Origin of the sequence: Roseovarius sp. THAF9 (assembly GCF_009363715.1) — a bacterium.
In the GTDB taxonomy this organism is placed as follows: domain Bacteria; phylum Pseudomonadota; class Alphaproteobacteria; order Rhodobacterales; family Rhodobacteraceae; genus Roseovarius.
This window is the reverse complement of the sequence record NZ_CP045404.1, coordinates 3,893,248-3,918,503: the sequence shown is the minus strand read 5'-3', so window position 1 is coordinate 3,918,503 and position 25,256 is coordinate 3,893,248. Positions and strand designations below refer to the sequence as shown.

23 protein-coding genes are annotated in these 25,256 nt (G+C 63.0%); 7 read left to right on the top strand and 16 right to left on the bottom strand.

The genetic code is table 11. The features are described from left to right. Positions 1 to 3: 3 nt before the first annotated feature. The 3 genes from FIU86_RS19195 to secA form a co-directional block, all read right to left on the bottom strand. Positions 4 to 1,563: a substrate-binding domain-containing protein gene (locus FIU86_RS19195; protein ID WP_152476560.1), complete on the bottom strand. Its 1,560-nt coding sequence runs from the start codon at positions 1,561 to 1,563 to the stop codon at positions 4 to 6. Between the two features lie 21 nt (positions 1,564 to 1,584). Then, positions 1,585 to 2,787, bottom strand: coding sequence for a hypothetical protein (locus FIU86_RS19190; RefSeq protein WP_152476558.1), 1,203 nt, complete (start codon positions 2,785 to 2,787; stop codon positions 1,585 to 1,587). 106 nt (positions 2,788 to 2,893) lie between these two features. After that, entirely contained in the window at positions 2,894 to 5,614 is a 2,721-nt protein-coding gene (gene secA / locus FIU86_RS19185) for a preprotein translocase subunit SecA (protein ID WP_152476556.1), read from the bottom strand. 186 nt (positions 5,615 to 5,800) lie between these two features. Between secA and FIU86_RS19180 the strand changes: the two genes are divergently transcribed. Genes FIU86_RS19180 through FIU86_RS19170 form a run of 3 tightly spaced genes read left to right on the top strand, consistent with a single transcriptional unit; the run spans position 5,801 to position 8,312 of the window. Beyond that, positions 5,801 to 6,685 (top strand): peptidylprolyl isomerase, encoded by an 885-nt coding sequence (locus tag FIU86_RS19180; protein ID WP_152476555.1) that lies wholly within the window; start codon positions 5,801 to 5,803, stop codon positions 6,683 to 6,685. A 2-nt stretch (positions 6,686 to 6,687) separates the two neighbouring features. Further along, positions 6,688 to 7,917: a bifunctional glutamate N-acetyltransferase/amino-acid acetyltransferase ArgJ gene (gene argJ, locus FIU86_RS19175; RefSeq protein WP_152476553.1), complete on the top strand. Its 1,230-nt coding sequence runs from the start codon at positions 6,688 to 6,690 to the stop codon at positions 7,915 to 7,917. Then, positions 7,914 to 8,312, top strand: a complete 399-nt coding sequence (locus tag FIU86_RS19170; RefSeq protein WP_152476551.1) for a (deoxy)nucleoside triphosphate pyrophosphohydrolase — start codon at positions 7,914 to 7,916, stop codon at positions 8,310 to 8,312. Before argJ ends, FIU86_RS19170 begins: the two co-directional genes overlap by 4 nt. Before the next feature lie 117 nt (positions 8,313 to 8,429). Here FIU86_RS19170 and infB read toward each other — a convergent pair whose 3' ends face one another. The 5 genes from infB to pip form a co-directional block, all read right to left on the bottom strand. Beyond that, the gene (gene infB, locus FIU86_RS19165; protein WP_152476549.1) at positions 8,430 to 10,934 is read right to left on the bottom strand and encodes a translation initiation factor IF-2; all 2,505 of its coding nucleotides are present in this window, start codon (positions 10,932 to 10,934) and stop codon (positions 8,430 to 8,432) included. Between the two features lie 5 nt (positions 10,935 to 10,939). Further along, positions 10,940 to 11,563, bottom strand: a complete 624-nt coding sequence (locus tag FIU86_RS19160; protein WP_152476547.1) for an RNA-binding protein — start codon at positions 11,561 to 11,563, stop codon at positions 10,940 to 10,942. Between the two features lie 25 nt (positions 11,564 to 11,588). Beyond that, positions 11,589 to 13,220 (bottom strand): transcription termination factor NusA, encoded by a 1,632-nt coding sequence (nusA, locus tag FIU86_RS19155; protein WP_152476545.1) that lies wholly within the window; start codon positions 13,218 to 13,220, stop codon positions 11,589 to 11,591. Between the two features lie 4 nt (positions 13,221 to 13,224). Next, entirely contained in the window at positions 13,225 to 13,797 is a 573-nt protein-coding gene (gene rimP, locus FIU86_RS19150; protein ID WP_057795417.1) for a ribosome maturation factor RimP, read from the bottom strand. Positions 13,798 to 13,974: 177 nt separating this feature from the next. After that, a complete protein-coding gene (gene pip / locus FIU86_RS19145) occupies positions 13,975 to 14,949 on the bottom strand; it encodes a prolyl aminopeptidase (RefSeq protein WP_152476543.1) in 975 nt (324 codons plus the stop codon). Between the two features lie 48 nt (positions 14,950 to 14,997). Between pip and ubiG the strand changes: the two genes are divergently transcribed. Further along, complete coding sequence (gene ubiG / locus FIU86_RS19140; RefSeq protein ID WP_152477244.1) at positions 14,998 to 15,741, top strand: bifunctional 2-polyprenyl-6-hydroxyphenol methylase/3-demethylubiquinol 3-O-methyltransferase UbiG; 744 nt, start codon at positions 14,998 to 15,000, stop codon at positions 15,739 to 15,741. A gap of 8 nt (positions 15,742 to 15,749) precedes the next feature. Here ubiG and FIU86_RS19135 read toward each other — a convergent pair whose 3' ends face one another. From FIU86_RS19135 to FIU86_RS19120, 4 genes are read right to left on the bottom strand one after another with little or no spacing between them, the layout of a single operon-like run. Next, positions 15,750 to 16,205, bottom strand: coding sequence for a MarR family winged helix-turn-helix transcriptional regulator (locus FIU86_RS19135; RefSeq protein WP_254703891.1), 456 nt, complete (start codon positions 16,203 to 16,205; stop codon positions 15,750 to 15,752). Next, the gene (locus FIU86_RS19130; protein ID WP_152476541.1) at positions 16,196 to 17,026 is read right to left on the bottom strand and encodes a carbon-nitrogen hydrolase family protein; all 831 of its coding nucleotides are present in this window, start codon (positions 17,024 to 17,026) and stop codon (positions 16,196 to 16,198) included. Before FIU86_RS19130 ends, FIU86_RS19135 begins: the two co-directional genes overlap by 10 nt. Further along, entirely contained in the window at positions 17,023 to 17,280 is a 258-nt protein-coding gene (grxC, locus tag FIU86_RS19125) for a glutaredoxin 3 (protein WP_152476539.1), read from the bottom strand. The genes FIU86_RS19130 and grxC overlap by 4 nt, the downstream gene beginning before the upstream one ends. Positions 17,281 to 17,315: 35 nt before the next feature. Beyond that, positions 17,316 to 18,014 carry a double zinc ribbon domain-containing protein gene (locus FIU86_RS19120; protein ID WP_152476537.1) on the bottom strand — a complete coding sequence of 233 codons (699 nt, stop codon included), beginning with the start codon at positions 18,012 to 18,014 and terminating at the stop codon, positions 17,316 to 17,318. A 47-nt stretch (positions 18,015 to 18,061) separates the two neighbouring features. On the opposite strand from FIU86_RS19120, the gene FIU86_RS19115 reads away from it, so the two are divergent. Then, positions 18,062 to 18,877 (top strand): methyltransferase domain-containing protein, encoded by an 816-nt coding sequence (locus tag FIU86_RS19115; protein WP_152476535.1) that lies wholly within the window; start codon positions 18,062 to 18,064, stop codon positions 18,875 to 18,877. Positions 18,878 to 18,937: 60 nt separating this feature from the next. Beyond that, positions 18,938 to 19,999 carry a ferrochelatase gene (hemH, locus tag FIU86_RS19110; protein ID WP_152476533.1) on the top strand — a complete coding sequence of 354 codons (1,062 nt, stop codon included), beginning with the start codon at positions 18,938 to 18,940 and terminating at the stop codon, positions 19,997 to 19,999. Between the two features lie 250 nt (positions 20,000 to 20,249). Here hemH and FIU86_RS19105 read toward each other — a convergent pair whose 3' ends face one another. After that, positions 20,250 to 20,840: a L,D-transpeptidase gene (locus FIU86_RS19105; RefSeq protein ID WP_152476531.1), complete on the bottom strand. Its 591-nt coding sequence runs from the start codon at positions 20,838 to 20,840 to the stop codon at positions 20,250 to 20,252. A gap of 169 nt (positions 20,841 to 21,009) precedes the next feature. On the opposite strand from FIU86_RS19105, the gene FIU86_RS19100 reads away from it, so the two are divergent. Then, entirely contained in the window at positions 21,010 to 21,525 is a 516-nt protein-coding gene (locus FIU86_RS19100; RefSeq protein WP_152476529.1) for a CAP domain-containing protein, read from the top strand. A 9-nt stretch (positions 21,526 to 21,534) separates the two neighbouring features. Here the strand turns inward: FIU86_RS19100 and FIU86_RS19095 are convergent, their stop codons facing one another. The 3 genes from FIU86_RS19095 to FIU86_RS19085 form a co-directional block, all read right to left on the bottom strand. Next, positions 21,535 to 22,044: a murein L,D-transpeptidase family protein gene (locus tag FIU86_RS19095; RefSeq protein WP_152476527.1), complete on the bottom strand. Its 510-nt coding sequence runs from the start codon at positions 22,042 to 22,044 to the stop codon at positions 21,535 to 21,537. A gap of 78 nt (positions 22,045 to 22,122) precedes the next feature. Beyond that, a complete protein-coding gene (locus FIU86_RS19090) occupies positions 22,123 to 23,346 on the bottom strand; it encodes a class I SAM-dependent RNA methyltransferase (protein ID WP_152476525.1) in 1,224 nt (407 codons plus the stop codon). Between the two features lie 3 nt (positions 23,347 to 23,349). Beyond that, positions 23,350 to 25,191, bottom strand: coding sequence for an ABC transporter ATP-binding protein (locus FIU86_RS19085; RefSeq protein ID WP_152476524.1), 1,842 nt, complete (start codon positions 25,189 to 25,191; stop codon positions 23,350 to 23,352). Positions 25,192 to 25,256: the final 65 nt, after the last annotated feature.

The window sequence follows — 25,256 nt, the reverse complement described above, 5'->3', positions numbered from 1 at the left end:
ACCCTACCTCACCCAAACCTCGACCCGCCGGTTGATCCGCCGGCCCCAGCCGGTGCCGTCACAGGCCATCGGCATCGCCTCGCCAAAGGCTTCCAGCTCCGTCGTGATCCGATCCATGTTCGCCGTCTCCGCCGCCGCGACAACAGCACTGCGCACAGCCTCGGCCCGGCGCAGCGCGATCCGCCGGTTGTTTCCCGCCGGGCCCGCCCCGTCGCTGAATCCCACGAAAACCAGCCGGCGCGCGTCGTACTTGCCAACCTCCATCGCCCGCGCCAGCTGCGCCACGTTCGAGCGTGACTGCGCATCCAACCGCGCCGACCCGGCCTCGAACCGGAACGTGGTTGTCAGCCGCTTCAGCGGCGTCAGGGCCGACACCATGCGCTGCAGCTCCTCCAGCCCCAATTCCTCGCCCGCCTGCGCAATCGAATTGGCAAAGCGGTCGCCCTGTTCGTTGATCCCGATCTCCTCCGGCGCCTGATCCACGAAACCGGCCCGCCGGATCACCAGCTGCGCGGTCGGATCCTTCAGATACGCCAGGAACTCCCGCCCCAGCTTCGGCAGCCGCCGCGCCGGAAGATACAGGAACATCGGTGCGGTCAACGGATAGTCCTCGGTCTTGACCGCCCGCCGCGTGGCGCGCAACGCAAACCCGCATTCTCCGCTGAGCGCCAGCGTCAGCGTGTTTCCCGTCTCGGCCCGCGCCGTCAGGCCCATTGCAAACGGGTCCTCCGCCACCGCCTTTGCCAAAGACACGCCATCGGCATGGCGGGTGACGGTCTCGGCAAAACTTACGCCCGCCGGGCGCACCACAAGATCCTCGCTGGCCTGTCCCAGACCGGACCGCGCATCGAAAAGATGCACCGCAATCGGTGCGTCCGGCCCGCCCAGCGCGTTCCAGTTGTCGATCTTGCCCGACAGAACCTCGGCCAGTTGCGTCAACGTCACCTGCTGCACCGGGTTCGACGGCGCCACCACCGGCACCAGCGCCTCCAACGCCATTACCCGCCCACGCCCCTTGGCCGACATGTCGCCCAGCGCCGCATCCTTGCCCAGCCGCACCTCTCGGGGGCGGATCTCGCGCATCGACATGGCTATGTCCGCCACATCCGCGATCAGGTCGGCAAAACCTTCGTCGGAATTGGTCAACCGGAACTGGAACTCGCCCACGACGCGCGCCTCATCCGGGTCGTGGATCGACAACAGCAAGCTGCCGTCCTCCAGGGTCTCGCGGCTCATCTCATATCCTTCACGGATGGCAAACGCCTCGATCAGCGCCGGCATCAACAGCCGCCCGATCGTCGGCGCCCCGGAAAACACCACCTGCGCCACGTAGGTATCCAGATTGGGGCAGCCCGGCCCTGCGCAATCCACGCCCGAGCCGTCAACAGTCAGCTCGCCATAGACCGTATCGACCCGGTAGAACTCGCCATCAAATCCCAGAAGGTTGCCGGTAATCTCGACATTTCCGTCACGCGACGTCAGCGTCACGTCCTGCGCGCTGACCGGGAGCGCGCCCGCAAAAAAGAAAAGTGCGGCGTAAGCCGCCGCACGTAGCATTTTCATGGATGCCCTCGGATCGCAGCGTCAGTTGCGCGCGATCTTCAAGTCTTCGTACAGGTTTTTCAACACCAGAAAGTCACCCACCGCGTCGCAATCCGGGATCGCCATCGTCAGGTCGCGCACCGAGATTTCCCCGGCCCCGGGCTTGATCAGCGCCTGCGCCTCGATATCCCGGCCGCAATTGGCCGCGTTGACCTCGGTCTCCAGGCTCACCTGTATATCGCCCTCGCGCAGCGCGTTCTGCGTCGGAAAGGTGTAGACCTCTGCCATCAGGGTCGTCTCCTCGATCACCCCGTCGCCAAGGCGCAACAGGAAACCGCCCTCGCCTGTCGCTGCGCTGGACACATCCCGCGCCGCATCGCGCCAGACGTGGCCCTGTTCACCATAGTCCGCACCGTATTCCATCGCGTGAATCTGCATCCCGCTGCGGCCCTGCCATTGCACGACGTAACGGTCATAATGGTCCAGCATATCGACATCGGCATTTGCCACCGCACCTTCGCCGTTTTCGAAGGCCGCGATGAACACCGCGCTTTGTGTCAGGGCCGGCACCTGCATCGACCATGTTCCATCGAGATCGGTGATCGCGCTGAACATCATGCCATTGTGGTGCAGGGTGAACTGCGTGTCCGCCTGGCAAGGCGCGGTCAGGTCCAGCTGAACCATCGCTGCGGCTTCGGGGCGCGCAACCATCTCGATCTCGCCTTCACACGCCGCCAGAGCCGGGGCCGTTTCTTCCTTCGGGAAGGTTCGGATCGGCGCATCCTCCAGTGCGGCCAGTTGCAGCGGCGCATCGGGCAGCGCCTTGGGCTGCGGTGCTGCGGCCGGCGGTACCGGCTCGGCCGACGTCAGCGTGACGCTTTCAATTTCAAGGCCATCCGCCTCAAAGCTCTGTCCGGTCACCAGCGAAGCCTCATGGAAAAGCTGCTCTTTCCCGGGCTCGGCGGCAAGGACCGGCGCCTCGCGCTCTTCCGCTTGCGCGGTCTCTTCAATCTTGTTTTCGACAGGAACCGCGACAGGCGTCTGCGCCGTATCTTTCGGTTCTGGACTCTCTCCCACGAACGCCTGCGAAAACACATCGGCAGACGCGGGATCAACCGCGGATGCCTGCGCCGAAGGCACGGTGCGATCACCACTCGACATCTGCATCAAGTAGCCGATCCCAAGGGCACAGCCCAAGGTCATGCTGGCCATGACGATACGTTTCGGATTCCCCAACTTGATCATAACGATCTCCCACACCTGTCATAGGTCGAAAGAACGCTAATCGGCGAACATGGCTGCTTGAAGGCAACCAGTGGGTGTCATTTGGGCCGTGTTGTGGCGTCCGGCGTCAGCCCAGCCGCCCGTGACAATGCTTGAACTTCTTGCCCGAGCCACAAGGACAGGCCTCGTTCCGCCCCGGATTGCCCCAGGTCGACCGATCGTTCTCGTCGAAGCCGGGCAGGGCGGCGCCAGTGGGGTCTTCCAAAGTCACCGCACCGGGCTCGCGCTCTTCCGTCTCGGACGGTTTGGGCGCCATCGCCGCCTGCTTTGCCTGCAGGTCACGCAACATCTGCTGCTGTTCCGCGTCCGTCATCGGGCGGATCCGGGCCAGCTGCTGCGTCACGTCCTGCCGCAGGCTGTCCAGCATCGACTCGAACAGCTGGAACGCCTCGTTCTTGTACTCGTTCAGCGGATCGCGCTGCGCATAGCCCCGGAAACCCACGACGCTGCGCAGGTGCTCCAGCGTCAGAAGGTGCTCGCGCCATTTGCTGTCGATGGTCTGAAGCAGGACCTGCTTCTCGATCATCCGCATCTGTTCCGGCCCGAACGCCTCGGTCTTCTCGGCCATCATTTCGTCGGCGGCCTCTTCCAGCCGGTCGGCGACCACGTCGTCGTCCACGCCTTCCTCGTCGCCCCAGGCCATCACCGGCACATCCAGGTTCAACCGCTCTATCACGGCGGCATAGAGCCCTTCCATATCCCACTGGTCGGCATAGGTCTTGGGCGGCATATATTGGTCGATCAGGTCGTCGATCACCTCGCCACGCATGTCCTTGACGGTCTCCGACAGGTCGGTCGCCTCCATGATGTCCAGACGCTGGCGGAAGATCACCTTGCGCTGTTCGTTCATCACGTCGTCGAATTTCAGCAGCTGCTTGCGGATGTCAAAGTTGCGCCCCTCGACCTTCGCCTGCGCGCGCTCCAGGCTCTTGTTCACCCACGGGTGAATGATCGCCTCGCCTTCCTTCATACCCAGCGTCGACAGCACCTTTTCCAGCCGTTCAGAGCCGAAAATGCGCATCAGGTCGTCGTCGAGCGACAGGAAGAAGGCCGACCGCCCCGGGTCACCCTGGCGGCCCGACCGGCCGCGAAGCTGGTTGTCGATCCGGCGGCTTTCGTGCCGTTCCGTGGCCAGAACAAACAGACCACCGGCATCGATCACCGCCTGCTCATCATCCTTGTGCCCGGCTTCCAGCCGCTTGCGCAGCTCCTCGTGGTCACCTTCGGGATCGGCGGCAATCGCCTCCATGATCTGGAAGTCCAGGTTCCCGCCCAGCTTGATGTCGGTGCCGCGCCCGGCCATGTTCGTGGCAATCGTCACCGCACCCAGCTTGCCCGCATCCGCGACGATCTGCGCTTCCTGCTCGTGCTGGCGTGCGTTCAGCACATTGTGCTTCACCCCTGCCTTCTTCAGCAACTCGCTCAGCATTTCGGATTTTTCGATCGAGGTGGTCCCGACAAGGATCGGCTGACCCTTCTCGTGCGCTTCCTTGATCGTCGTCACGATGGCGTCGAACTTCTCCTGCGCCGTGCGATAAACCGCATCGTCCTCGTCGACCCGGGCAATCGGCTTGTTCGTCGGCACCTCGACCACACCCAGCCCATAGATCTGGCCGAACTCCTCGGCCTCGGTCGACGCCGTCCCGGTCATCCCCGACAGCTTGTCATAAAGGCGGAAATAGTTCTGGAACGTCACCTGCGCCAGCGTCACGTTCTCCGGCTTGATCTCGCAGCCTTCCTTAGCCTCGATCGCCTGGTGCAGACCGTCCGACAGGCGCCGCCCGCTCATCATCCGCCCGGTGAACTCGTCGATCAGGACGACCTCGTTGTCCCGCACGATATAGTCTCTGTCCTTGAGGAACAGCTTGTGCGCCCGCAGGCCCTGGTTCATGTGGTGAACGATGGTCGTGCTCTCGGGATCGTACAGGGACTGACCTTCCTCAAGCAGACCTTTCTGATGCAAAAGCTCTTCGAGATACTCGTTGCCTTCGTCGGTAAAGGTGACGTTCTTGGTCTTTTCGTCGATCTTGTAATGATCTTCTTCCAGATCCGGGATCAGCTTGTCGACCGTCACGTACAGCTCGCTGCGGTCCTGCGCCGGGCCCGAGATGATCAGCGGCGTGCGCGCCTCGTCGATCAGGATGCTGTCCACCTCGTCGACGATCGCGAAATTATGCCCGCGCTGTGCCATTTCCTCGAGGCTCGATTTCATGTTGTCGCGCAGGTAATCGAAGCCAAGCTCGTTGTTGGTGGCATAGGTGATGTCGGCGGCATAGGCGCCTTTCTTCTCCTCATCCGGCTGCTGCGGATAGACCACGCCCGTGGTCATCCCCAGCGCGGAAAAGACGTTGCCCATCCACTCGGCATCCCGCTTGGCGAGGTAATCGTTCACCGTGACGATATGCACGCCCTTGCCGGTCAGCGCGTTCAGATAGGCCGGAAAAGTCGCCACAAGGGTCTTGCCCTCACCCGTCTTCATCTCCGAGATATTGCCCTGATGCAGGAAAATCCCGCCCATCAACTGCACATCGAAGGCCCGCAGGCCCAGCGCCCGCCGGGCGGCTTCACGACAGTTGGCAAAGGCTTCGGGAAGGATCGCGTCCAGCTTTTCACCATCCGCGACGCGCGTCTTGAATTCCTGGGTCTTGGCGATCAGCCCGGCGTCGTCCAAGGCCTCGTACTCGGGCTCCAGCGCGTTGATCTTCTCCACCAGCGGGCGGGTCGTCTTGACCTTTCGGTCGTTCGGAGTGCCAAAAACCTTTCTGGCAACCGTTCCAATACCCAGCATATCCTATCCGTTCCGGTCTTTGACTATCTCGTGAAAGGCAATCGCTTGCCCCGTCCGCCGCACCGCCCTAGAACGGGCCCAAGGGGACGGCCCTGCCTTTGATCATAAGGCGATGTAAGGGGCCGCTCATGGACTGTCAACGTCACAACGCGCCGCGTCCCGGCGCGAGAAAGCAAAGGGTTTTCCATGTCACATCCGATCAAGTCGCTTCTGACCGCCGCCTGCGCCACCGCCATGCTCGCTCATGGCGCCCTGGCCCAGGAAACGGCCGAGACAGAGACTGACGCGGCGCCCGACGCAGATGTCGGCCAGGTCGTCGCCACGGTCAACGGCACCGAGATCACTCTGGCCCACGTCATCGCGCTGCGCGCCACCTTGCCACAGCAATACAACCAGTTCCCGCCGAACCTCCTGTTGCAGGGCATCGTCGACCAACTGATCCAGCATACCCTGCTGAACCAGTCGCTGGAGGGCGAGCCTTCCCTGCGCAGCCAGGTCTCGATCGAGAACGAGGAACGCGCCATCATCGCCGGCGAGGTCATGGCCGGCGTGATGCAGCAGGCCCCCTCCGACGAAGACCTGCAAGCGGCCTACGAAGAGCAATACCCCGCTGATGTGCAGGAAACCGAATACCGCGCTTCGCACATCCTCGTGGAAACCGAGGAAGAGGCGCAGGAACTGGTGACCGCGCTCGAAGGCGATGCCGATTTCGCCGCCTTGGCCCGCGAAAAATCCACCGGGCCCTCCGGTGCCTCAGGCGGCGATCTCGGCTGGTTCGGCGCCGGCGACATGGTCGCCACGTTCTTCGACGCCGTGGCGGCGCTCGAACCGGGTGAAGTCTCCGACCCGGTGAAAACCGATTTCGGCTGGCACGTGATAACGCTGGCCGAGACACGCAACAAGGAACGTCCCGCGCTGGACACCGTGCGCGACGAACTGACAGCGCAGCTTCAGCAGGGCGCACTCGAAGCCCATATCGAAAGCCTGGAGTCCAACGCCGAGATCGACCGCATCGATCTCGAGGAAATCGACCCCACCGTGATCGACGCGCTCGAACTTCTGGAGAACTGACAATGGCCAAGACCCTCGCCGTGTCGCCACTGGCGCCTGCTAAATTTCCGGAACTTCCCGCCATCGGCGGTGTGGAGTTTGCCAGCGTCGAGGCCGGCGTGCGCTATGTCGGCCGCACGGATGTGATGCTGGCGCGGCTGGCGCCGGGCACGGCCATGGCGGGGGTCTTTACCCGGTCCGCGACGCGCTCCGCCGCGGTGCTCGACTGCCAGGAAAAGATCGCCTTCCAATCCGCAGAGGGTGCGGCGATCATCGTCAATTCCGGCAATTCCAACGCCTTTACCGGGCGCAACGGAGCGGAGTCGGTCAAGGCGGTGACGAATGCCGTCGCACAGACCCTATCCCTGCCGGAATCGCGTATTTTCAGCTCTTCCACCGGTGTCATCGGCGAGCCTCTGAAACACGAGCGCATCACCGCGAAACTGTCCGAACTTGAGCACAAGCTTTCCCCCGACGGTATCGAGGACGCCGCGCGCGCGATCATGACCACCGACACCTATCCCAAGGGGGCCAGTGCGACCCTCATGTTCGAAGGGCAGGAGGTGCGCATCGCCGGCATCGCCAAGGGCTCCGGCATGATCGCGCCGGACATGGCGACCATGCTGGTCTACATCTTCACGGACGCCGCCATCGACCGAGAGCATCTGCAACAGATGGTCTCGGCTCTGAATGAGAAAACGTTCAACTGCATCACCGTCGACAGCGACACCTCCACCTCCGACACGCTTCTCGTTGCCGCCACCGGCGCCTCGGGCGTCCGCGTCACCGATCACAGCGTCGGCTTCATGGAGGCGCTGCGCGGCGTCATGCTCGATCTCGCCCACCAGGTTGTCCGCGACGGCGAAGGGGCGACCAAGTTCGTCACCATCTCCGTGACCGGCGCCTCCAGCGACAATGACGCCAAGACCCACGGCCTCGCCATCGCCAACTCGCCGCTGGTGAAAACCGCAATCGCCGGCGAAGACCCCAACTGGGGGCGGATCGTCATGGCCATCGGCAAATCCGGCGCGCCTGCCGATCGCGACACGCTGTCGATCTGGTTCGGCGACACGTTGGTGGCCGAGAAAGGCTGGGTTAGTCCCGATTACCGCGAAGAGGACGGCGCCGCGCACATGAAGAACCAGGAGATCACCATCCATGTCGATCTCGGTCTGGGCGGCGGCACCGCCCATGTCTGGACCTGCGACCTGACCCACGGCTATATCTCGATCAACGCGGATTATCGGTCTTGAAAACGATACTCGTGTCTGCCGTCGCCTTGATCGACGTCGACGGTCGCATCCTTCTGGCACAACGCCCCGAGGGCAAATCCATGGCCGGCCTCTGGGAATTCCCCGGCGGAAAGGTCGAACCGGGTGAAACGCCCGAGGTCGCGCTTATCCGCGAACTGGAAGAAGAGCTTGGCATCAATACCTGGGAAAGCTGCCTCGCGCCGCTGACCTTCGCCAGCCATAGCTACGACGACTTTCACCTGCTGATGCCGCTCTTTGCCTGCCGCAAGTGGGACGGCATGCCCCAATCGCGTGAAGAACAGGCGCTGAAATGGGTCCGGCCCAACGCATTGCGCGACTACCCGATGCCACCCGCGGACATCCCCCTCATTCCGATCCTCCGCGACTGGCTCTGACACCCGTAAAAGCTTTATGAAAGCTTTTGCCAAATATTTTCCCAAAAGATTTGGCGCGCCGTACAAAAAAGGGCGGCCAAACAGGCCGCCCTTTTCCAAATCAGTCTCTGACAAGCCTCAATCGAGTTTACGCTCAAACTCCTCACGCTCGAAAATCTCGATCACGTCGCCTTCGCGGATGTCCTCGTATTTCTCGAACGCCATGCCGCATTCCTGGCCGGATTGCACCTCGGACACTTCGTCCTTGAAGCGCTTCAGCGTCTTCAGCGTGCCTTCGTGGATCACCACATCGTCACGCAGCAGGCGCACACCGGCCGACCGGCGGGCGATACCTTCGGTCACCAGACAGCCCGCAACCTTGCCGACGCCCGTGACCTTGAAGACCTCCCGGATCTCGGCGTACCCGATGAAGTTCTCGCGAATTTCCGCCCCCAGCAGGCCGCTGGCGGCCGCCTTCACGTCATCCACAAGGTCATAGATCACGCTGTAATAACGGATCTCGACGCCCTTCTGGTTCGCTGAATTCCGCGCCGGCGCATTGGCCCGCACGTTAAAGCCGATCACAGGCGCACCCGACGCTTCAGCAAGGCCGATATCGGATTCGGTGATCGCGCCAACGCCCGAGTGCAGCACGCGCACGCGCACCTCGTCGTTGCCGATCTTGTCCATCGCCTGAACAATCGCCTCGGCAGAGCCTTGCACGTCGGCCTTGACCAGAATCGGCAGTTCCTTGACGTTCTCGTTCTCCTTGGCCTGCGCCAGAAGCTGTTCAAGCGTCGTACCCGCACCAGCAGCCGCGCGTTTTTCCTTCGCGGCCTTCTCGCGGTACTCGGCGATCTCACGCGCCTGACCTTCGGATTTCACCACGTTCAGAACGTCACCCGCCTCGGGCGTGCCATTGAGGCCAAGAACCTCGACGGGCACCGACGGGCCGGCTTCCTTCACGCGCTCACCGCGGTCGTTGATCAGCGCACGGACCTTGCCGTACTGCTCGCCCACCACGAAGATATCGCCCTGTTTCAGCGTCCCGCGCTGCACGAGAACCGTCGCCACGGGGCCACGGCCCACATCCAGCTGCGCCTCGATCACTGCACCTTCGGCGGCGCGATCCGGGTTCGCTTTCAGCTCCAGGATCTCGGATTGCAGCGCGATGGCTTCCAGCAATTCGTCCAGGCCCTGGCCCGTCTGGGCCGACACTTCGACATCCTGCACGTCGCCCGACATCGCCTCGACGATCACCTCGTGCTGCAGCAGTTCGGTGCGCACCTTGTCGGGGTTCGCCTCGGGCTTGTCGCACTTGTTGATCGCCACGATCATCGGCACTTCGGCGGCCTTGGCGTGGTTGATGGCCTCGATCGTCTGCGGCATCACCGAATCGTCGGCAGCCACCACCAGAACCACGATGTCGGTCACATGCGCACCGCGGGCGCGCATGCTGGTGAACGCGGCGTGACCCGGTGTGTCGAGGAAGCTCAGAACAGCCCCGCCATCGGTCGTCACCTGGTAGGCGCCGATATGTTGGGTGATGCCCCCGGCCTCGCCAGCCACGACCTTGGCATCGCGAATTGCGTCCAACAGAGATGTCTTGCCGTGGTCCACGTGACCCATGATCGTGATCACCGGCGGACGCGGCTGCAGATCAGATTCCTTGTCATCGACCGAATCGATCACGTCTTCCACGTCCGAATCGCTGACCCGGACGATACGGTGACCGAATTCCTCGACGATCAGCTCGGCGGTATCGGCATCGATCGACTGGTTCTGCGTGACCATCATGCCGTTGTTCATCAGCGCTTTGACCACGTCGCCCACGCGTTCGGCCATACGGTTGGCCAACTCGCTGACCACGATCGCCTCGGGCACCTGCACATCGCGCACGACCTTTTCACGGTCCTGCGTGCCGCCCATGGCCTTTTGCCGGGCGCGTTCCTGCTTGCGCTTCATGGCAGCCATGGATTTCTGTCGGCCGCCTTCACCACCCGAAAGCGCCTGGTTCAGCGTCAGCTTCCCGGACCGGCGGCCACCATCGTCGCCACCACGGCCCTTGCTCTTGCCACGGCCATCATCGCCGCGCTGGTCGCGCTCCGGCGCCTTGCTGCGTGGGGCCTGCTTGGGTGCACGCGCCTGCGTCTCTTCTGCCGGCGGGGCCGCGGCAGCGGCGGCAGCCTGCTTGGCGGCGTCCGCTTCCTCACGCTTCTTGCGCTCTTCCTCGTCGGCCTTCGCCTTGGCGCGTTCCTCGGCCTCACGCTGTTCGCGCTCCTTGGCCTCGGCCTCCTCGCGGCGGCGCTGTTTCTCTTCCTCGCGGTCCTTCGCCTCGGCCTCGCGCTGGGCGGCCTCTTCCGCCTCGCGTTCCTTGGCGGCGGCAAGCGCCTTCATCCGGCGTTCCATCTCCTCGTCAGAGATCCCCGCCGGGCGTTTCGATGCAGATCCGGGCGCACCCGCCTTGGCGCCACCCGGCGCAGGCGCCGCAGCACCCGGTTTGGGCTTCACGACGCGCTTGCGCTTGGTTTCCACCACGACGTTCTTGGTGCGGCCATGGCTAAAGCTCTGCTTGACGTTCCCCGACCGAGGACCGCCACCACCACGCACACCCAGAGTTTTCTTTCCGTCGTTGTCGCTCATCTATCTCAACTTCCTTTCCGGCGGGGTCGTTCCCCGTCCGTGACGCGCAAGCCCTTGAGTCTTGCCGCCTCCTCTACAACACGCTCGCACAAACCGCCAGCAGCGAGTGCAGCGTGGATGCTTGTTTCACGCCCAAAGGCCTGGCCCAGCTCATCGGCGGTGATCCAGCCGATCCAGCTACCGCCATAGGGCGTGCTCAGTTTCGTCTTCCCGCGCGCGGACCCGTCGCTCGCTTGGATCAGAACTTCGGCCTCTTCCTTGGCCAGCCAGTCCTTGACCTTCTCGTATCCGGCCACCGCCTGCCCGCCTTTGCGCGCCAAGCTCAGTAATTCCACGACCCGTCGCGCCAGCATTGCCTCGACCTGCTCGACCAGCCCGTCGCGCACCGTGACGCTCTGCTTGGCACCGCGCGAGAACAGGCCCTTCTTCACCGCCGTTTCCAGCGCCTGCCGCGTGGAGCTTACCCAGATGCCCCGGCCCGGCAGTTTCTCCAGGATATCCGGAACCACCTGACCTTCGGGGCCGATGGCGAACCGGATCAACCCATGTTTCGGGCGCACCTCGCCGGTGGCAATACACTTGCGCTCGGGACCATTCGTCCGGTCCTTGGGCTGTCCACCGCGCCCCATATCAACGCCTACGAGGCCTGACGCATCAGGCCTCGGCCTCCTCTGCGGTGTCACCTTCAGCGCCGGCCTCGTCCTCGGCGTCCTCGTCGGCGTGCAGATCATCCGGATCGACCCAGCCAAGCATGACCCGCGCGGTCATTACAAGGTCCTGCGCCTCGTCCAGCGATACTTCGAAAGGTTCCAACACGCCGTCATCCTTGACGCGCTCGCCATCCACGGTGGTCCAGCCACCCGCCAGTTCCCAGTCGGCGCAGGTGGCGAAATCTTCCAGCGTTTTCACGTCATCTTCGGCCAGCGCCAGTACCATCTGGGGTGTCAGGCCCTCGAATTCAATAAGGCTGTCCTCGGCTCCTAGCGCGCGGGCTTTTTCCAGCGCTTCCTTGGCCTGTGCCTCCAGAACGTCACGCGCACGCGCCTGCAATTCGTTGGCCGTATCCTCGTCGACGCCGTCAATTACCAACAGTTCTTCGATCTCGACATAGGCAACCTCGTCGAGGTTGGTAAAGCCTTCCGACACCAGAAGCTGCGCAAAGAATTCATCAAGGTCCAGCGTGTCCATGAACAGCTTGGTGCGCTCTTCGAATTCCTTCTGACGGCGCTCGCTGTCCTCGGCCTCGGTCATGATGTCGATGTCAAGGTTGGTCAGCTGGCTTGCCAGACGCACGTTCTGACCACGCCGCCCGATCGCCAGCGAAAGCTGATCTTCCGGCACGACAACCTCGATCCGTTCGGCTTCCTCGTCCAGAACCACCTTGCTCACCTCGGCGGGTTGCAGTGCGTTCACCAGGAAGGTCGGCTGGTCCTCGTTCCACGGAATGATGTCGATCTTCTCACCCTGAAGCTCGTTCACCACGGCCTGCACACGGCTGCCGCGCATACCGACGCAGGCGCCCACGGGGTCGATCGAGTTGTCATAGGAAATCACCGCGATCTTGGCGCGGGAGCCTGGGTCGCGGGCCACGGCCTTGATGTCTATGATGCCGTCATAAATCTCCGGCACTTCCATCTTGAACAGTTCCGCCATGAACTCCGGCGCGGTGCGGCTCAAGAAAATCTGCGGCCCACGGGCCTCGCGGCGCACATCCTTGATGTAGCAGCGGATCCGGTCATTCGGGCGATAGCTTTCGCGCCCGATCTTCTCGTTCCGGCGCAGGATCGCTTCGCCCGCACCCACATCGACGATGACGTTGCCGTATTCCTCGCGCTTGACCACGCCGTTGATAATCGTGCCGGCACGGTCCTTGAACTCCTCGTACTGGCGGTCGCGCTCGGCCTCGCGCACCTTTTGCAAAATCACCTGCTTGGCGCTCTGCGCGGCGATCCGGCCCATGTCCACGGGGGGCACTTCCTCGACGAACGTGTCACCGACCTTGGGGTCATCCAGGTATTGCTTGGCCTGCTCGACCGTGAACTCCGCCTGGTAATTCTCCAGCTCCTCGTCCTCGACCACGGTGCGCACGCGGGTGAACGTCGCCTTGCCGGTCTTGCGGTCGATGCTGACGCGGATGTCCATCTCGGCGCCGTACCGGCTCTTGGCCGCGCGCGAAAGGCTTTCTTCCATCGCCTCGATCACAAGGCTCGGGTCGATCATCTTCTCCCGCGCCACCGCTTCGGCGGTCTGCAAAAGCTCAAGCTGGTTGGCAGAGGTAATAGCCATTGTCTCAGGTCTCCTCGGACGAGTCAGTCTCTATGTCGTCAAAATTGTCTTCGTTCAGAACGCCCGCTTCCTTGCGCGCCTTCAGCATGTCCTTGATCAGCTCATCGGTCAGAACCAGCTTGGCATCCGCCAGCCAGTCGAAATGAAGCCCGATGGTGCCTTCCTCGACGTTGATCAGCACTTCGCCGCCCTCGGTCCCGGCCAGAACGCCCTTGAACCGCTTGCGCCCGTCGATCAGCTCGTGGGTCTCCAGCTTCGCCTCATAGCCCTCGAACTCGTCGAAATCCTTCAGCCGGGTCAGCGGCCGGTCGATGCCGGGGCTCGACACTTCCAGCGTATACTCATCGACGATCGGGTCTTCCACATCCAGCACGGCGCTGATGGCGGTGGAAATCTCGGCGCACTCGTCCACCTCGATACCACCCTCGGGCCGCTCGGCCATGATCTGCAAAGTCGCGGTCTTTCCGCCCATCAGACGCACGCGCACCAACTCGAACCCCATGTCCTCTATGACAGGGGTGACGATCTCGGCCAGCCGCCGATCCATCGAGGATTTTGCAATCAGGTCGTTGCTCATGGGTCTTTCAAACACAAAAAAACGGGCGCGCGGCCCGTTGGTCTTTCCCGGTGGAGCGTCGGGTGTGGACCCCAGCGCGCCGCTGTTGAAAGGGGATATACGCCCGTCGGGGTGAGTCTGCAAGGGGTAAAGCCGGGACATAGAGAAACTGCCTCCGGTATTCCCTCGACTAGGGCCCTATCGCCCGGTTACCATCCGGTCCATGATCTTCACCAGTTCGGCGCTGATCCCCGGCTCCGACAAGGCATGCCCCGCCACCGGAATGATCCGCAGATCGCCTTTCGGCCACAGCCCTGACAGCCGGTGCGCCGCCTCGGGCGGGCAAATCATGTCATACCGCCCCTGCACAATCACACCGGGCGTTTCCGCCAGCTTGTCCATGTTATCGTAGATATAGCCGTCCTGCCCTAAAAACCCACCATGCCGGAAATAATGGTTCTCCAGCCGTGCAAAGGCACGGGCATAATCCGCCGGGCTGTCACCGCTCTGGCCGTTAGAATTGACCGTGGCCAGCGCGTTTTCCCAAGCACTCCACGCCTTGGCGAACCGAACCTCCTCGGCCCGATCGCCGGAAAACAGGCGCTTGTTATAGGCCCCGATCATGTCGTCCTGTTCATCCTCGGGGATCAGCGACCGGAACTTTGCCCATGTCTCGGGCCAGAACCGCCCGGCACCTCCGCCATAGAACCAGTCCAGCTCCCGCTGCGTCATGGTAAAGACGCCGCGCAACACAAGATGCGCCACCGCGTCGGGATGGCTCTGGCCGTAAATCAGCGCCAGCGTCGCTCCCCAGCTTCCGCCGAAGACGATCCATGTCTCGATGCCCAGCGCATCGCGGATCCGCTCGATATCCGCCACAAGGTGCCATGTCGTGTTGTCCTCGACGCTCGCATGCGGCTTCGACCGGCCACAGCCGCGCTGGTCGAACAGCACGATCCGGTAATGGTTGGGGTCGAAATACCGCCGCATCGCCGGGCTGCACCCGCCTCCCGGTCCGCCATGCAGCACCACAACGGGCGTGCCTTCGGGATTGCCCGACTGCTCGACATAGATCGTGTGCCCATCACCCACGTCCATCATTCGCCGGTCGAACGGCTCGATCGACGGATACAGGAATTGCGCTGCGCTCTTTTGGCTCGAAAACTTGTCCATGAATGTCCTATATAGACCGTCTGAGACATTGAGCACATGGAACGCGGAATGCAACCCAACTCGACCACGATCGACACCGAAGAAGTCTCCAAGTTCGAGGCGATGGCCGCCGAATGGTGGGACCCGAACGGCAAGTTCAAGCCACTGCACATGCTCAATCCTTGCCGGCTGGACTATATCACCTCCCAGATCGCGGCGGAATTCGACCGCGACCTGAAAACGGCGAAACCGTTCACCGGCCTGCGGTTGCTGGATATCGGCTGCGGCGGCGGATTGCTGGCCGAACCGATGGCCCGCCTCGGCGCGACGGTCGTCGGGGCGGACGCGGCGGCAGGCAACATTCCGGTGGCACAGGTCCATGCCGCGCAATCCGGCCTCGACATCGACTATCGCAACACCACCGCCGAGGCGCTTGCCGCCGCGGGCGAGCAGTTCGACGTTGTGCTGAACATGGAAGTGGTCGAGCATGTGGCCGACCCCGCCACCTACCTCACCGCCTGCCAGCGCCTCCTGAAACCGGGCGGCCTGCATATCTGCTCCACCCTCAACCGGACCGCCAAGAGCTTCGCCGCTGCCATCGTCGGCGCGGAGGTCATCATGCGCTGGCTGCCCAAGGGCACTCACGATTGGAACAAGTTCATCACCCCGGAAGAGCTTTACGGCCTTCTGCGCGACGCCGGCCTCGACCCGGTCGACCGCAAGGGGTTCGTCTTCAATCCAATCAGTTGGTCGTGGTCCCTTTCGGACCGCGACCTGGCCGTGAACTACGTCACGACCAGCGTGAAGCCCTGAATTAAGTTCTAGTTTTCATCCGTCAGCTTCGCCCGCATTTCGCGCAGGACGGGCAGGGTGGCGCGCACATTGCTCTCGCCCAACTCTTCGACCACCTCTGTGATCAGCGGCATGATGGCGGAAATCGCGGCATCCCTGGCGCGCGTGCCGGCCGGGCTGATCGACACCATCTTGCGCCGCGCATCGTCCCAGTCGGGCCGGATATGCACATACCCCGCCCATTCCAGCTTGCTCAGCGTGTTGGTCATCGCCCCGCGCGTGACGTGAAAACTCTTGGCCAGCTGCGCCGGGCTCCGCTCGCCATTGGCCCGCGCCAGGTGGTTCAGAACCGAGAAATGCGAAATCTCCATGCCTTTCGGCAGCACCCGGCTCAGCCGGCTCCGGATCAACTGCTCGTTCGCCAGAACCTCGCTGAACAGCGAAACGGCAATCGAATGCAGCGTGTTATCCGTGGTTACGACCAAGTGATATCGACCTCACTGTTTACTGCCGGTATCCGTGCCCTCGCTTGGGTCACCTCTTCCCGGTTCACGTCCACGAATACCACACCCGGCTCGGTTCCGGCATCTGCCAATACGTCACCCCACGGTCCCACGGCCAGCGAATGCCCATAAGTGCGGCGTTCCTTGCCGCGCGTAGCCGAATGCTGCCCGGTCTGTGCCGGAGCCAGCACGAAGCACCCCGTCTCGATCGCCCGCGCCCGCAGCAGCGTTTCCCAATGCGCCTCGCCCGTGGGCACGGCAAAGGCGGACGGCACCGTCAGGATCTCCGCCCCGGCCTGCGCCAACCGCCTGTACAGCTTTGGAAACCGCAGGTCATAGCACACGGTCAGGCCAACCGTGCCAAACGGCGTATCTGCCGTCACACCCCTGTCGCCCGGACGATAGCCGGCTGATTCCCGGTACTGCTCCGTCTCGGAGACTTTCACGTCGAACATGTGAATCTTGTCATACCACGCCGCGATCCCGCCCTTGGGGTCGATCAGGAAAGACCGGTTGGCAAACCTTCCGTCCGCATCATCCGTCTTAACCGCAATCGACCCGATCAGCACCCAGATCCCCAGTCGTTCCGCCTGTTCCCGAAGGCCCGCGAGCGTCGGATCATCTTTCTGGTGGCGCAGCACTTCCTTCTGCCGCGTCCGGCTGGCCGACAGGCAATTCGTCACTTCCGGGGTCAGCACGAACCCCGCGCCGCTTGCCGCCGCCTCGTCGATCAGACCTTGCGTGACCGGCAGGTTCTCGTCCGGGCTATCCGACGAATTCAGCTGGATCAGAGCCGTTTTCATGCCTTCAGCAACGCATCCAGCTTCCCCGCCCGATCCATCGCATAAAGCTCGTCACAGCCGCCCACATGCACGTCCCCCACGAAAATCTGCGGCACCGTCCGCCCGCCCTTGGCACGCTGCGTCATCTCGGCCCGCTTGTCGGGCTCCCGGCCCACGTCGATCTCGTTGTACTCGACGCCCTTTTGCGACAACAGCCGCTTGGCCGCGTGGCAGAATCCGCAAAGCTGCGAGGTGTAGATTTCGACGGGTTTCATGACAGGGTCCAATCCTTTCCGTGACTGACCCCTATCTAAGCATCCTTGACCACCCGCGCCAGTGTCAGTGTCCTGACCTCCGCCGCGCCGCCCGCCAGCAAGGCGCCCGCGCAGGCCGCCAATGTCGCGCCCGAGGTCATCACGTCATCCACCAGGATCACCACGCGCCCCTGGATCCGCACCCGACGCCCCTGCCGCACGCCTATGGCGGCATCCAGCGTTGCGAACCGCGCCTCCATGCCCATCCCGTCCAGCGATGGCGTGCGCCGCACCCGCTCCAACACGTCGGGGCACCACTGCGCGTTCACCTCCTTCGCCACCGCCTGCGCCAGCAGCGCCGACTGGTTGAACCGCCGTTTCAACAGCCGTGTCCAGTGCAACGGCACAGGCACGAACAGGCAATTCGGCACCAGCAGCGGCCCCGCCGCCTGTTTCATCCATGTCGCCGCCAAAGGCACCACGTCATGCCGGTCGCCGTGTTTCAAAGCCAGCACCAGCTTGCGCGCGTTGTCCTTGTAGATCAGCGCCGCCCGCCCTTTCTGCCAGGGCCGCGCCACGCGCAGGCAGTCGTCGCACCGCGCATCCCCGCCCGCGTCTTCTCCGGGGAGTGGACAGCCGCACAGATCACACACCAACCCGGCCAGCACCGGCGTATCGCGCCAGCACGGCCCGCACAGGCCAAACTCGCTGTCCACCAGCCCGCCGCATAGCGTGCAGCGCGGCGGATACACCACGCGAAGCGCCGTTTGAATTGCCTCGAAAGCCACTCTATTTAGCCACCATGACCAGAACCCTCACCGATCGCCGCGCGCTTCAGCGCAACCGCCAACGGGCCAGCCGCGACCCCGCGCTGTTCCTGCACGAGACCGCGATTGACGAGGTGCAGGATCGGCTGAGTTTCGTTAAAAAATCCTTTACGGATACAAGCATTGTCACCGGGCTACCCGACGCTTGGAAGGCCGCGTTTCCCGACGCGCAGATCATCGAAGACGCCGAAACCCTCGCGTTAGAGCCTGAATCACGCGACCTGATTTTGCACGCCATGTCCTTGCACTGGGCCGACGACCCGGTTGGCCAGCTGATCCAATCCCGCCGCGCCCTGCGCCCCGATGGCCTGTTCATCGCGGTGTTCTTCGGCGGCCAGACCCTGCACCAGCTGCGTGCCGTCCTCGCCCAGGCCGAATCCGACCTGCGCGGCGGCCTCTCGCCCCGGGTCGTCCCGATGGGCGATATCCGCGACCTCGGCGCGCTTCTGCAACGCGCCGGTTTCGCGCTGCCAGTCGCAGATACCCTCCCGCTCGATGTCAGCTACGAAAACCTCATCGCCCTGATGCACGACCTGCGCGCCATGGGCGAGGCCAACGCGCTCGATGCGCGGCCTCGCACTTTCACGCGACGCGACGTCCTATTGCGCGCTGCGGAGCTCTACGTCGAAACCTTCGGCACCCCCGACGGCCGCATCCCCGCAACGTTCGAGCTCATCACCCTCACCGGCTGGGCCCCGTCCGAGGATCAGCCCCGGCCCCTGCGCCCCGGAAGCGCGACAACACGTCTCGCCGACGCGCTCGGCACGTACGAGACCAAGCTCAAAGATTGACGACCGACCGCAATCCTTTATGTGTCCGTGATCCAATCCGACAAGAAAAGACGCCCGCCCATGTTTGACGCCGCCAAGAACAAGACCTGTCCTGTCCACGCTCCGTCCGACCATCCGGCCATTCCGGAGCCCAAGACAGGCGTTCTCATCGCCAATCTCGGCACGCCGGACGATTACGGGTACTGGTCCATGCGGCGCTACCTGAACGAATTCCTGTCGGATCGCCGCGTGATCGACTATTCGCCCTGGCTTTGGCAGCCGCTTCTGCAACTGGTGATCCTGTCCAAACGCCCCTTCACCAGCGGCGAGGCCTACAAATCCATCTGGAACGAGGACAAGGGGGAAAGCCCTCTGATGACCATCACCCGCGACCAGACGACGAAGCTGTCCGAGGCGCTGCAGGCGCGCTACGGCGACAATGTCATGGTCGATTTCTGCATGCGCTACGGCAACCCCTCGACCAAATCCAAGGTCCGCAAGCTGGTCGAGGCCGGCTGCACCCGAATCCTCTTTTTCCCGCTCTACCCGCATTATGCCGGCGCCACCTCCGCCACTGCGAATGACCAGTTCTTTCGCGCGCTGATGGAGGAAACCTGGCAACCCATCGCCCGCGTTGTCGAACCCTATTTCGAGCATCCGCTCTATATCGAGGCTTTGGCCCAATCGGTCGAAAAGGCCTATGCAGAGACTGAAAACAAGCCTGAAATCCTTGTCGTCTCCTATCACGGGATGCCACAGCGCTACCTCAAACAGGGCGACCCGTATCACTGCCAGTGCCAGAAAACGACGCGCCTGCTGAAAGAACGGCTTGGCTGGGACGATACCCAGATCACCACCACGTTCCAATCGGTCTTCGGCCCCGAGGAATGGCTGCGCCCCTACACGGTCGAGCATGTCGCCAAGCTGGCCGAGGACGGCAAGAAGAACATCGCCGTCATCGCCCCGGCCTTTTCCGCCGACTGCATCGAGACCCTCGAAGAGATCAACGAAGAGATCAAGGAAAGCTTCGAAGAGGCCGGCGGCGAAGAATTCCTCTATATCCCCTGCCTCAATGACAGCGACGCCCATATCAAGGCGCTGAGCACGGTGATCGAGGACAACCTCAAGGGCTGGCTGGACTAAAGCCGCGCGATTACCAAACCGCGGGATGGCGATCTGACGATGCTTCGGTGCGCTTTATGGCAGCCGCATCCGCATAACCTCGGTTCTAAACGCCAACTTCACCCAATCGCCAGCCCGGGGGGCGGCCCGTCCGATGCGCGGCGGCCTGCGGCCTTGATTCCGCGCGTAGAAAAGCGATCCGCCCGTTGGAAAGACAAAAGGCAGCGCCGAAACGCTGCCTACATTCGTCTCTATTCCAGCGCAAAATGCCTCAGATCACCAGAACCTGCGTACCGACCTTGGCCCGCGCAAACAGCTGCGCGATGTGCTCGTTGTAAAGCCCGATACACCCGTTCGACGATCGACGCCCGATCTTGCGCGTGTCATGCGTGCCGTGGATCCGGTAATAGGTCCAACCGAGATAAAGCGCATGTGTCCCAAGCGGATTGTTTGGCCCCGGCGGCACATAGGACGGCCACTCAGGGTTCCGCTTCAGCATCGACGGCGTCGGACGCCAGTCGGGGCCCTCGACCTTGCGCACCACCCGCGTCCGGCCCCGCCGCGTCAATTCCTCGGACATCGGGATGCTCGACGGGAACAGGAACTTCGTCTGCCCGTCCTCGTCCCAGAAATGCAGCGCGCGGGAGGAGATATCGACCAGGATCGCGCCATTCCTCAGGCTGCTGAAATGCGGCCGCCAGTCCGCGGCGCGAAAGCTCGAGATGTTGCGCTGTACCGATCGGGTAATCGCGCTCTCCATCTCGGTCGTGCCAGTCTGCGCCAACGCAGGCGCGCCCAGCGCTGCGGCGGTTCCGGCCAGGAAAGCGCGCCGGCTGAATGTGTTTTGGGGATCAAAGGACATGTCTGTCTTCCAATTGTCTGCTTTGGAACTGACCAGATCATATGGCGCGAATGCCTCAGTCGCAATTCAAACCGGCAACATTCGCCCACCTGACGCGGTTGTGGGTTTGAAACACCACGCGACCCGCGATAAGAGGCGAGTCGAACGAACTTCTGGGTGGTAGACACTGATGACGCGTATTTTCGGCCTTCTGGTTTCCGCACTTGTGTTCTTGTCAGCCTGCGCCCCGCCGCCGCCGCAAACCACTGTCGGCCCCAATGGCGAGCCGTTGCCCCAGGTTTACCGCATCCGCTCGGGCCAGACCGCCGAAATCCAGTACCGGATGCTCGATGCCGTCAACGCCCTGCGCCAGGCGGCCGGGCGGCCTGCCGTTCAACTGAACGCGCAACTGAACGCCGCCGCCGCCACGCATTCACGCGACATGTCGGTCCAGAACCGCCCCTGGCATTTCGGCTCCGACGGCTCCTCTCCGATCGACCGTGTGCGCCGCGTCGGCTATAGCGGCGAACTTGTCGGCGAAAACATCTCGGAAACCTATGAAACCGAGCTTGAAACCCTGACTGCTTGGATGGACGAGCCGTCAACCAAGCAGGTCATCATGGCCCCCGATGCCCGCCAAATGGGCTTTTCATGGGAGCAGGAACCCAACGGCAAGATCTGGTGGACGCTGGTGATGGGCAAATAAGCCCACCCGTCACGGCGTGATACGGATCGGGGTGCCGTTCCGCACCATCGCATAGATCTTTTCCATTTCCTTGTTCCGCACGGAAATGCATCCCGCAGTCCAGTCCCGGCCCAAACGCCGCTTGCGGATCCAGCCCAGATCATTGGGCTCTCCGTGGATAAAGATGTCTCCGCCCGGCTTCTTGCCGTGCTTCTTGGCAAAGGCGCGGTCGGCCTCGTTGGGGTAAGAAATTCCCAGCGACAGATGGAAGGAACTGTTCGGATTGCGACGATCGATCGTGTAATCGCCCTCCGGCGTCTTGCCGTCCCCCTCGAACTGCTTGTGCCCCGCAGCGGTAAAGCCCAGATCGACATCGTAGGCTTTCAGCACCTTGTTGTGGTGAAACAGATACATCCGCCGCCGGCTCTTGCTTATCAGAACCTGAGTCACCTCGGGCCCGTTGTACGATTTGAACTTGGACCCACAGGCCGCCAGAAATGCGCTGGCGACCGACAGAAGTACGAAATTCCTGCGATTCATTGCTCGATAAACCTGTTGCCTGTCCCTGGCAGCGTTTTACCGCGTCCGACCCGCTACGTCATTTCAAATTTGTGCCGGTCAGCCTATTTTGCGGCGAATCGCTGCAACAAGCTCAACATGTACCGACCAGCGGAACTGGTCGACGGGCCGCACCCATTCCACCACGTAGCCCGCATCGGTCAGGATCTTCGCATCGCGGGCAAATGTCACCGGGTTGCAGGAGACATAGGCGATCACCGGCACCTGCGCTTCGGCCAGCTCGCGGCACTGCGCCTCGGCTCCGGCGCGTGGCGGGTCAATCACGGCACCACCGAAGCGTTTCAGGTCTTCGGCCATGATCGGCTGTCGAAACAGGTCCCGCGCCTCGACCGTGACCTGCTTCAGCCGCTCACTGTGCCGCCAGCCTTCATCCAGCGCCCGCGTCATCGCCGCGGAGCCTTCGACGGCATGCACCGCTCGCTCCCGCGCCAGCGGCAGGGCAAAGGTGCCACACCCGGCGAACAGGTCGATAGCAGGCTCTGTTCCAGCCAAAATCGCCGCGACTTCCTTCTGTAAAAGGCGCTCGGACTCCTTAGTCGCCTGCAAAAACGCCCCCGGCGGCGGCGTCACGGCGATGCCGTCGAAACGCTGCATCGGCGGCCGCCGCGTGACCACAGTTTCATCGTCCCAGGCCAGCCGCGCCAGGTCTTCACTCTCGGCCAGTTGCGCCAGAGCGATCCGCAGCGGCCCGTCCAGCGGTTTGCCGCCCTCTACGCGCACGTCCAACCCCGCCTCCGACAGCGTGACCGCAACGCTCAATTCGCCCTTCCGGCTTGTGCCGATCCGGGCCAGCTCCTGCGCCACCCGCGCGCCCTCCAGCAACTTCGGCGCCACCACGTGGCATTCGCTCAATTCCACGATCAGGTCCGATCCCTTGGCGTGAAACCCCGCCGTCGCGCCCTTCTTCGTGCGTCGCGCGGAAAACCCGGCCCGGCGCCGCGCGTTTGCCGGGGACACGGCGATCTCACGAAACTCGGTCTCGATCCCTTGCGCTGTCAGCGCCTCGCGCACGATCCCTGTCTTCCACTCGGCCAGAAATGCATCCTCCGCATGCTGCAACTGGCAGCCGCCACAGGACTTGTAGTGTCGGCACGGCGCCTTCACCCGCGTCCCCGACGGCTCCACGATCTTCACATCGCGCACCACGTTGCCCTCAAGCGTCCCGGTCACACGCTCGCCGGGCAGGGCACCGGGCACATAGACCGGGCCCTCGGCAATCCCGTCGCCCAGATAGCCCAACCGCTCGATCACAAACTCGGACATGACTTACTCCGCCGCTTCGTCCGCATTGATGAACCCGCCCGACTGACGGCTCCAGAACCGGGCATAAAGCCCGCCCTGCGCCAGCAGTTCCGCATGGCCGCCTTCCTCGACAATTCGACCCTGATCCAGCACGATAATGCGGTCCATCTGCGCGATCGTCGACAGGCGGTGGGCAATCGCGATCACGGTCTTTCCCTCCATCATGCCATAAAGCGTCTCCTGTATCGCCGCCTCCACCTCGCTGTCCAGCGCACTTGTCGCCTCGTCCAGCAACAGGATCGGCGCATCCTTCAGGATCACCCGCGCAAGCGTGATCCTTTGCCTCTGGCCACCGGACAGCTTCACACCGCGTTCCCCCACATGTGCGTCATAGCCCGTGCGGCCTTGCGGGTCTTGCAAATCGAGGATGAACTCATGCGCTTCCGCCTTCTTCGCGGCCTCCAGCATGTCCGCCTCGCTCGCCTCGGGCTTGCCATAAAGGATGTTGTCCCTCACCGAGCGGTGGAGCAGCGAACTGTCCTGTTGCACCATCCCGATCCGGTCGCGCAGACTGTCCTGGGTCACCTCGGAGATGTCCTGTCCGTCGATCAGGATCTGGCCTTTCTCGGCGTCGTAAAACCGCAAAAGCAGCTTGACCAGGGTCGATTTCCCGGCCCCGGACCGGCCAACCAGCCCGATCTTCTCGCCCGGCTGAATGCTCAGCGAAATCCGGTCAAGCCCGCCACTCTCACGCCCGAAATGATGCGACAACTCGCGCAGCTCGATCCGACCTTGCTGCATATCCAGCGGCTTCGCGCCTTTGGAATCCACCAGCGTAATCGGCTGTGCAATCGTCTCCATCCCTTCGGCCACAACACCCAGTTGACGAAAGAACGAGGTCAGCGCCCACATGATCCACCCGGTCATCGCGTTCAACCTCAGGGTCAGCGCCGTCGCCGCCGCCACCACGCCGACACTCGCCTGCCCCTGCATCCACAGCCACATGGCCCAGCCCACGACCGCCACGATCAAAAGACCGTTCAGCAGCGTCAGCACCACGTCCATCACCGTGTATATCCGCATCTCGTTCTGGAAGGTCTGCCGCGCATGCTCGATGGCCTCCTTGGCGTATTCCACCTCGCGCGTGTTGTGCGCGAAAAGCTTCACAGAATGAATGTTGGTATAGGCATCCACCACCCGGCCCGTGACCTGGCTCCGCGCGTCCGACGCCGCCTTTGACGCTGGCTGCACCCGCTTCACCGTCCAGTGCACAAGCCAGCCGTACAGCACCAGCCACCCCACCAGCGGCAGCATCAGCCGCGGATCGGAATCGCTCAGCAATATGCCCGCCCCGATGATGTACGCGATGGAAAAGGCGATGGCGTCAAACGCCTGAAACACCGCCTCGCCCGCCGCGGGCGGGGTCTGCATGATCCGGTTGGCGATACGCCCGGCAAAGTCGTTCTCGAACCATCCCACCGACTGCCGCAGCACATGCTTGTGCGCCCGCCAGCGGATCAGCGTGCCGAAATTCGGCAGGATCGTGTTGTTCAGGATCAGGACGTCCACCGCCTGTATCGCGGGGCGGATCAAGAGAATGAACACCGCCACGACGATGATCTCGGTGCCATATTGCGCCCAGACCTCCATCGGGTCGCCCGCCAAGATATCGACGATCCGTCCCATGTAGTAGATCAGCCAGATCTCGATGGCGGCCACGACGACCGACATGATCCCGGCCGCCCAGAACACGCGGCGAAACGGCGCCATGTATAGCCGCATGAACGGCCACAGCCGCGTCGGCGGCCTGTCCGTCTCTTCATACGGCACATAGGGATCAACGAGGTTTTCGAAAAGCTTGAACATGGAGGAAACTCCGCGAAGGGAAAGACATGGCAAAGGGGCGCGACGCCGCGCACGGGATCACTCCT